Origin of the sequence: Nodosilinea sp. E11 (genome assembly GCF_032813545.1) — a bacterium.
In the GTDB taxonomy this organism is placed as follows: Bacteria; Cyanobacteriota; Cyanobacteriia; order Phormidesmidales; family Phormidesmidaceae; genus Nodosilinea.
Window position 1 is genome coordinate 166,945 of sequence record NZ_CP136520.1, and the last position, 8,056, is coordinate 175,000.

Sequence of the window (8,056 nt, forward strand, 5' to 3'; positions counted from 1 at the left end):
ACACACCATGCGTCGCACAGATCATCTTTCCTCTAGTTTAAATGTAGTGGCACAAGCGATTTCCCCTCAAGGTCAAGCACCCACCTGTGGCACTCTAGCCGTCTTCGATGCCCGCGTTCCCGATCTCCCCATTCTGTTAAATGCCCTGGTCGAAGACACCATTCCCTACATTCTCGACCCAAACGAAGATGCCCTCCTCACCATTACCTACCTGCTTAGCCAGACCAACGCCCGGCGGCTGGCCATTGTGGCCCACGGTGCGCCCGGTGTCATTCACCTTGGCGCTACCCCCATTACCCAAGCGCAACTGCAAGCGCGATCGGCCCTCCTTCAGGAGTGGGTCGTCGAAGAAATTGCCCTCTACAGTTGTGAAGTAGGTGAAGATCGCCCTTTCATTCTGGCGCTAGAAACCATTACTCAGGCACAGGTTGCGGCCACAGTTGGGAAAGTCGGTGCGACAAGCCAGGGTGGCAGTTGGAGGTTGACCAACCAAAACATGCCCGCACCTTTTAACGTCAACTTGCTACAAGACTACACATCAGTTTTAAGTGGAGAGAGAGCGGCCCTAACCCTAAGTGGCCTTTACGAAGTTGGAGATACAATTTCTGTAGTCATCAACGGAATTACTCTTTCATATATCATCACCGCTGCTGATATCGCTGGCACCTCTGATGCGACCCTGGCCAATATTGCCACCCAGCTATCGCAACTTATTAACTCCAATAGCACTGTCAGTTCATCAGTAACTGCAAACGCCAGTGCCGGAAGCATTTTGGTGACATCTAACATCGCAGGGACTGCTTTTAGCCTCTCCAGTTTTGCTAGCAATCGAGCAGCGGTAGCTCAGGTGAGCAATGTCACCCTCAGCGGCAGCTATGAGGTGGGTGACAGCATTTCTGCCGTTATTAACGGCACGACAGTCTCTTACACGGTTCTTGCTGCTGATCTTGGTGCCAACAGCACAGTCACCCTGGCAAACGTTGCCAATAAACTCTCGCAAGCCATCAACGCCAACAGCACAACTGGCGGTGTTGTAACAGCTTCAGCTGCCAATGGCGTTATCTCTCTAACCGCTAACACCCCAGGGACTGCTTTTTCCCTCTCCAGTTCTGCTACTAATCGAGCAGCGGTAGCTCAGGTGAGCAATGTCACCCTCAGCGGCAGCTATGAGGTGGGTGACAGCATTTCTGCCGTCATTAACGGCACGACAGTCTCTTACAGAGTTCTTGCTGCTGACCTTGGTGCCAACAGCACAACCACCCTGGCAAACGTTGCCGCTAAACTCTCACAAGCCATCAACGCCAACGGCACAACTGGCGGGGTTGTAACAGCTTCGGCTGCCAATGGCGTTGTCTCCCTAACCGCTAACACCCCAGGGACTGCTTTTAACCTCTCCAGTTCTGCCGCGAATGCTATCGGTGTTGCTCAAGTCGATACGGTAACTTTCACGGGTAGTGCGCAGGGCGCATCGAGGACTGCGACAGTTACAATTAATGGCACGCAAATTAGTTACACTGCACCAACTAACGTGTCAGCCGCTGACATGGCTACAGCTTTAGCAACCAGGATTAATTCAAATTCAACCTTAGGGACACTGGTTACTGCCACTGCCCTTGACGGTGTTATCACCATTACCGCAAGAACAGCGGGAACAGCGCTCACTACGTCAGCTACAACCGGTGGTACTCAGCTATCAGCTCAACAAGCAACATTAACTCAAAATGTTGCACCTGGTGCAGACAATACCCAAAACGCTACCGCAAGTTTAGTGACTGCTGGTGCTGGGGCAGGTGCAGACAATACCCAAAGCGCGGCTGCTGGACTGGTGACCGAAAATGTCTCGGCGGGCACTGATACCAGCCAGGCAATTCTCTTAAATTTTGCTCCAGTACTTTCAGGAATTGCGCCTCTTAGTTACACAGATACATCCGGGAATGATGTATTTACTGCTTTTACAGGTGGTCTTTCTGCAGTTGATGCTGATGCTGGGACAGTACTGGTCCACAACATTAACGATGGAAGCACCACCAGTATCACCATTGATGGTATTACCTACGATGTAATGCGCAGTGGCACCTACGGGATCCTCTATCTCAATAGCCAAACCGGACAGTACACCTACATTCCGACTTCAGAAGCAATCAACGCATTACCAGAAGGTACTAATGCGTCTGAAAGCTTTGATCTCACTGTTAGTGATGGCAGCCTCAGCGATCAAAAGAGCTTAGTCGTTACGTTTACAGGTGCCAATGACATAGCGGAAATTGGTGAGCCCACGGCCAGTTCTGTTACTAAGGATCAAGACGTTGATGCCAACGGAAACCTAATAGCGACAGGTACCATTGATATTACCGACCTTGACCAAGGACAAGCGTTCTTTAACACCACCGTTACCAGCACTGAGGGCAATCTCGGTGTTTTAACCCTGGATGCCAACGGTGCCTACACTTATAGCGTAGGCAACAGTGAATTGCAGTACCTCAATGCTGGTCAAAGTAAGGTAGAGACTTTTATCATTTCGTCGGTTGATGGCACTACAAAGCAAATTAGCTTTACTATCTCCGGCGCAAACACCATTAACCGCATCATCGGCACCGAATTTACCGATGTTATGCAAACCACCGCTGGCTCTAAGTGGATTGAAACTTTGGGTGGCGACGATGTCGTGGTTGCTTACTACAGCCACCTCTTGTCAGGAGACATCATTGACGGGGGCGAAGGCGATCGCGATCGATTCTTCCTGTTTAGCGACTCGGGTGTAGATCAATCGGGTATTCAATTAACCCTTGACTTGAGGAACTCTGAAAATCAGCTTACGCTTCCTGGCATCTCTAATTTTGCCCTGAAAAACTTTGAGCAATTTGACTTTAGTAGTTTCATGGGCAGCCTCACGGTTTTCACCAGCGACCAGGGAAATAGAGTAACTGGCGCTGCCGGTAACGACATTATGCAGGGCGGCAGCGGCAATGACTTTTTGTTCGGCGGCAGCGGTAACGACATTCTGTATGGCGGCGATGGCAATGACACCCTCAATGGAGGACTTGGGGCAGACAAGCTCTATGGGGGCAAAGGAGACGATATCTACATCGTTGACAATGCTGGAGACATGATTTTCGAGAACGCAGGCGAGGGCATTGATACCGTCCAATCGTCTATCTCCTGGACCCTAGGAGCCAACCTAGAAAACCTCACCCTGACAGGCAGCAGCGCCATTAATGGAACAGGAAACGATCTAGACAATGTGATCATTGGCAACGGTGCCAGCAACATCTTGATCGGTGGAGCCGGTAATAACACCCTGATCGGTGGAGGCGGTAACGACACGCTACGTGGAGGCATGGGATCAGATTGGCTGGTTGGCGGCACGGGCAACGATCTGATCTATTTAGGCCAGAACGACGGCGCTGTTGACACCGTCGTTTACCACAGAGGAGATGGCCGAGATACCCTCCATGACTTCGAGCGAGGGCGGGGTGGCGACCTGTTAGAGTTCAGAGACATTGCGGCCATTGATGTCGTCACCACGAGCACCAACACCGTGTTCCGACTGGGCGACGGTACTGCGGGCAATACAGGCTTTGGTACAGGCACTATCTTGATGACTCTAGAAGGTACAACCGGATTTACGGAGGCCAACATCAGAGACAACATCACCTCCAACACCACAACCCAGTTTCTCTTCACCTAAGCCCCAACTCAGCTTAGGAAAGCTATTCAACAGCCTACCTAGAATTGCAAAGGAATATTTGAGGAGAGATTCTTAATAGAAAACCAGTTTCCAGCGCTGATTTTCTGTTATTGAACAGCCTGCGTTGGCCTCTAGATCACACCCCTAGCGACCACTAGAGCGTGCAGCTGCGAACTGGCCGCCACAGCGAAAACCATCTGATTTTGTAAGGGCATTGCAGTGCAACGCCCTTACAAGGTATCGGTTTCGAATCAGGGTTTTGTGGGTCAGCTTTGGTATGCGCTGCTACTGCCACTGCTCACCGTCCCAGAGTTGATACGTCCACAGCCATTACTAGCGCATCCGTCCACAGTCGAATGCGCTCCCATAAACATAAACAAGTGACGACTAAAGCAAACAGCACCGCAAAGGGCAGCACCGAGGATAAACTCATCCCCAACAGCAGCCCCAGGCTAATATCCAGCAGTGCCGAATGCCCCAGAGTTCACTTGATTGACCTCGCGACCCAATCAAGCTTCGTCTTCATTGCCCTCATCATCCAGTTTGACCAAGTGAATATGCTTATAGCCCAGCTTAATTTTGAACTCATCGCCAGACTTCAGACCCATCTCTTGGGTATAGGCTGCCCCAATTACAATCTGACCATTCTTGTGAACGGTTAGGGTATAAGACGCTTCTCGGCCTCTACCATCTGCACTTTTCTGGGGTTCAAGCTGAATGCCCTTAGCCGCTAGTAAGGCATCGTAGAACTCAGCCAGAGCTACACGGGTCTGCCCATCTTTGCTCACAGTATAATAACCGCATTCTCTAGCCAGTTCCCGCTTGGTCAACCCATCGTTCTCTTTAACCTTTGCTAGAAGATCCTTACCAGTTAACGCTTCTCTATCTTTTACGGCCATAATTTAGAACGTCCACCAAATACATGTCAAAATACTAAATGATCCACAGGAAATTATTCCAGGGAATTTTAGATTTTCTCGCCTACCCAATCCAATAATTAAAAAAATCGGCAATAATTTTTGTCTGACTGCTACTTTCTGTAGAACTATAGCTCACTCATTTTGTCACCATGGTGGCTTGTTCACACGGATCCGAATAATTACTATATACTACATAAGATTACATTGTAAAATTTTAAGCATAAAATTAATTTTATGTTGATAGCCGTTGTCATAATTTATGACGAGCTTGACTACCCTACACTGTGCTGTCACCTCGTTAGCAACCGTCCTAAAAGCAGCAGACAGGCTACTCCTAGCAGAGGAGTAGAGATCGCTACCACACGAGCCGAGAGCCACGCCGGTAAGTAAATATCTTGAACAGCTTGCCCAGGAGGGGTAAGCTGTTCGGCCCAAGTTCTGAGAGGGCAGCGAAAGCCGTTTACAGCGTAGATCACAACCTCAATACTGATGAGGCCAAAGGCGATCGCAGTCCACCGGGTGAGCTGATTCGTCAAGCCGCAATACAGCAAAAACAGAATGGCCCCAAACATCACTACAAAAACAAGGGTATGAAACAGCCGCATCCAAGCTATCAGCATGGCCTCTCCCTCTAAACCAGTCTTGCCCCATGCTATCTATCACAGTCTGCTTTAGAGCAGAAAAATAACAATCACAAAAATCGGCGGCAGCCCTATCCCCCGCCGCTTAGTCAGCAGCACAGCTCAATACCTGCGTCACTATGAGCTACCTCATAGAACTCATTGAAGTTCTTTGTCAGACTCAAACCATAGCGCTCAGGTAGAGACCATGGTTCAAACATCGATCAACCTCAAGACAGCTCCTGGCCACCAGGTTTTAGCCGCCGCTGGTAAGCAGACACTGCGACCCGGTGGCTATGGTGCTACCGAGCAACTGCTGAGCTGGGCAAACCTGCAACCGGGAGAAACGGTGCTAGAGCTAGCCGCCAGTTTTGGCTACAGTGCGATCGCTCTGGCCCAGCGCTATGGCGTGCGCGTCGTCGGCATCGAGAAAAACCCCGACAGTGTCGCCCAGGCCCGTGCCAATGTCGCAAAGGCCGGACTGAGCGACCAAGTCACCATTCGCGAAGGCGATATTTTTCACCTCGATCAGGTGCCAGAGACCTTCGACTGCGTTCTGGCCGAAGCCATTCTCACCATGCAGTCGGCCTCCGGCAAAGCCAAAATTCTAGCGGGCGTGCGCGATCGCCTCAAGCCCGGTGGTCGTTTCCTCAGCCACGAACTGCTAGCCAATGGCCCTAACCCTGAGGTTATTCATAGCGACCTAGCCGCCGCCATTCGCGTCAACGCCCAACCCCTCTCCAGCGATAACTGGATCGACGCCTGCCGCCAGGCTGGACTCCCTGTTCAGCACTACGCCACTGGCCCCATGACCTTGCTTAACCCACAACACATTGCCCAAGAAGAAGGCCTGCCGACCCTGCTCACTATCGGATGGAACCTGCTTACCCGACCAGTCATCCGCGATCGCATCCTCACCATGCAGCAGGTCTTTCTCCGCCACGCCAACCACCTTGGCTACATCATCCTATGCACCCAAAAGCCTTAATAACCTCTCGCCTTTCACCCTCTTAACCATGCTGATCACCTCACCCACTCCCACAATCCAACTCAACGATCACATTCAATTCCCCGACTCCGGCGTTTTAAGCAAAGTTATCTGGAAAGACGCCACTTGCCAATACAGCCTTTTCTGCTTGGCCGCCGGAACCGAAATCTCAGAGCACACCTCCACCCGCAATGCTACCGTTCATATGATCGCGGGCAACGGCACCCTTACCCTAGAAAGTCAGCCCATTGCCCTAGAACCCGGCGTGTTTATTTTTATGGCAGCCAATGCTCCCCACGCACTGGAAGCTACAACTAGTCTCGCCTTCATACTGACCCTATCCTCAGAAAATTAGCGAGTGACAGCTCTATAAACAAACGTAAAACAGAACGGCCTCACCCACTAAGTGGGTGAAGCCGTTCTGAGTAAGGACCTGGCATCGAGCTATTTTGACAAGGGGCAACCCCCTCACTATCTTCGCCGCAGCTGCGTTTCACATTTGAGTTCGGGATGGGTCAGAGTGGGACCACAGCGCCAAAGACACCAGGAAAGCTTAGTTGCTTTAATATTATGTTGTTTAAGTTCCTTGAAGAACTGAATTGAGAGAAGTGAGGCTGTGCACACAGCCATTGTTGGTTGGTTGATGGACTTGAGTGTGAGGTCAAGCCCTCGGTCTGTTAGTACGCCTCGACTACATCCATTGCTGGACTTCCATCTAGCGCCTATTAACGGGTGGTCTACCCGTGACCTTACTGGCTTATGCCATGGGAACACTCATCTTGAGGTGGGCTTCCCACTTAGATGCTTTCAGCGGTTATCCACTCCGCACTTAGCTACCCTGCGTTTACCGTTGGCACGATAACAGGTACACCAGCGGTGCGTTCTTCCCGGTCCTCTCGTACTAAGGAAGACTCCTCTCAATGTTCCTACGCCTGCACCGGATATGGACCGAACTGTCTCACGACGTTCTGAACCCAGCTCACGTACCGCTTTAATGGGCGAACAGCCCAACCCTTGGGACCGACTACAGCCCCAGGTTGCGATGAGCCGACATCGAGGTGCCAAACCTCCCCGTCGATGTGAACTCTTGGGGGAGATCAGCCTGTTATCCCTAGAGTAACTTTTATCCGTTGAGCGACGGCCCTTCCACGCGGAACCGTCGGATCACTAAGGCCTACTTTCGTACCTGCTCGACTTGTCAGTCTCGCAGTCAAGCTCTCTTATGCCTTTACACTCAATGGCTGATTTCCAACCAGCCTGAGAGAACCTTTGCGCGCCTCCGTTACCATTTAGGAGGCGACCGCCCCAGTCAAACTGCCCACCTGATACTGTCCCCTGCCCGGATAACGGGTCAAGGTTAGAATTCTAGCCTTAATAGAGTGGTATCTCACCAGTGACTCCACAACCCCCACAAGGGCTGCTTCATAGTCTCCCACCTATCCTGCGCAATTAAAGCCCGAACCCAATACCAAGCTACAGTAAAGCTTCATAGGGTCTTTCTGTCCGGGTGCAGGTAGTCCGTATCTTCACAGACATTCCTATTTCGCCGAGCCTCTCTCCGAGACAGCTCCCAGATCGTTACGCCTTTCGTGCGGGTCGGAACTTACCCGACAAGGAATTTCGCTACCTTAGGACCGTTATAGTTACGGCCGCCGTTCACCGGGGCTTCAGTCGCTAGCTTCAACTCCGAAGAGCCTGACCAACTTCCTTAACCTTCCGGCACTGGGCAGGCGTCAGCCCCCATACATCGTCTTGCGACTTAGCGGAGACCTGTGTTTTTGGTAAACAGTCGCCTGGGACTCTTCACTGCGACCCACTCTCGTGGGCACCCCTTCTCCCG

At 51.4% G+C, this 8,056-nt stretch carries 5 protein-coding genes and 2 rRNA genes (1 of these 7 cut by a window edge); 3 read left to right on the top strand and 4 right to left on the bottom strand.

What is annotated here, in order from left to right; translation table 11 throughout:
• Nucleotides 1-7: 7 nt before the first annotated feature.
• Nucleotides 8-3,688, top strand: coding sequence for a VCBS domain-containing protein (locus RRF56_RS03370; protein ID WP_317036219.1), 3,681 nt, complete (start codon nucleotides 8-10; stop codon nucleotides 3,686-3,688).
• A gap of 509 nt (nucleotides 3,689-4,197) precedes the next feature.
• Here RRF56_RS03370 and RRF56_RS03375 read toward each other — a convergent pair.
• Both RRF56_RS03375 and RRF56_RS03380 read right to left on the bottom strand, forming a co-directional pair.
• Entirely contained in the window at nucleotides 4,198-4,587 is a 390-nt protein-coding gene (locus RRF56_RS03375; protein WP_317036220.1) for an AbrB family transcriptional regulator, read from the bottom strand.
• A 311-nt stretch (nucleotides 4,588-4,898) separates the two neighbouring features.
• Nucleotides 4,899-5,228 (bottom strand): hypothetical protein, encoded by a 330-nt coding sequence (locus tag RRF56_RS03380; protein ID WP_317036221.1) that lies wholly within the window; start codon nucleotides 5,226-5,228, stop codon nucleotides 4,899-4,901.
• Nucleotides 5,229-5,436: 208 nt separating this feature from the next.
• Here RRF56_RS03380 and RRF56_RS03385 point away from each other — a divergent pair, with 208 nt between their 5' ends.
• Nucleotides 5,437-6,216, top strand: coding sequence for a class I SAM-dependent methyltransferase (locus RRF56_RS03385; protein WP_317036222.1), 780 nt, complete (start codon nucleotides 5,437-5,439; stop codon nucleotides 6,214-6,216).
• A 28-nt stretch (nucleotides 6,217-6,244) separates the two neighbouring features.
• On the top strand, nucleotides 6,245-6,571 hold the full coding sequence (locus RRF56_RS03390) for a cupin domain-containing protein (protein ID WP_317036223.1): 327 nt from the start codon (nucleotides 6,245-6,247) through the stop codon (nucleotides 6,569-6,571).
• A 76-nt stretch (nucleotides 6,572-6,647) separates the two neighbouring features.
• Here RRF56_RS03390 and rrf read toward each other — a convergent pair.
• Nucleotides 6,648-6,764, bottom strand: a 5S ribosomal RNA gene (rrf, locus tag RRF56_RS03395).
• A 109-nt stretch (nucleotides 6,765-6,873) separates the two neighbouring features.
• Nucleotides 6,874-8,056 (bottom strand): 23S ribosomal RNA (locus tag RRF56_RS03400) (it continues 1,701 nt past the right edge of the window).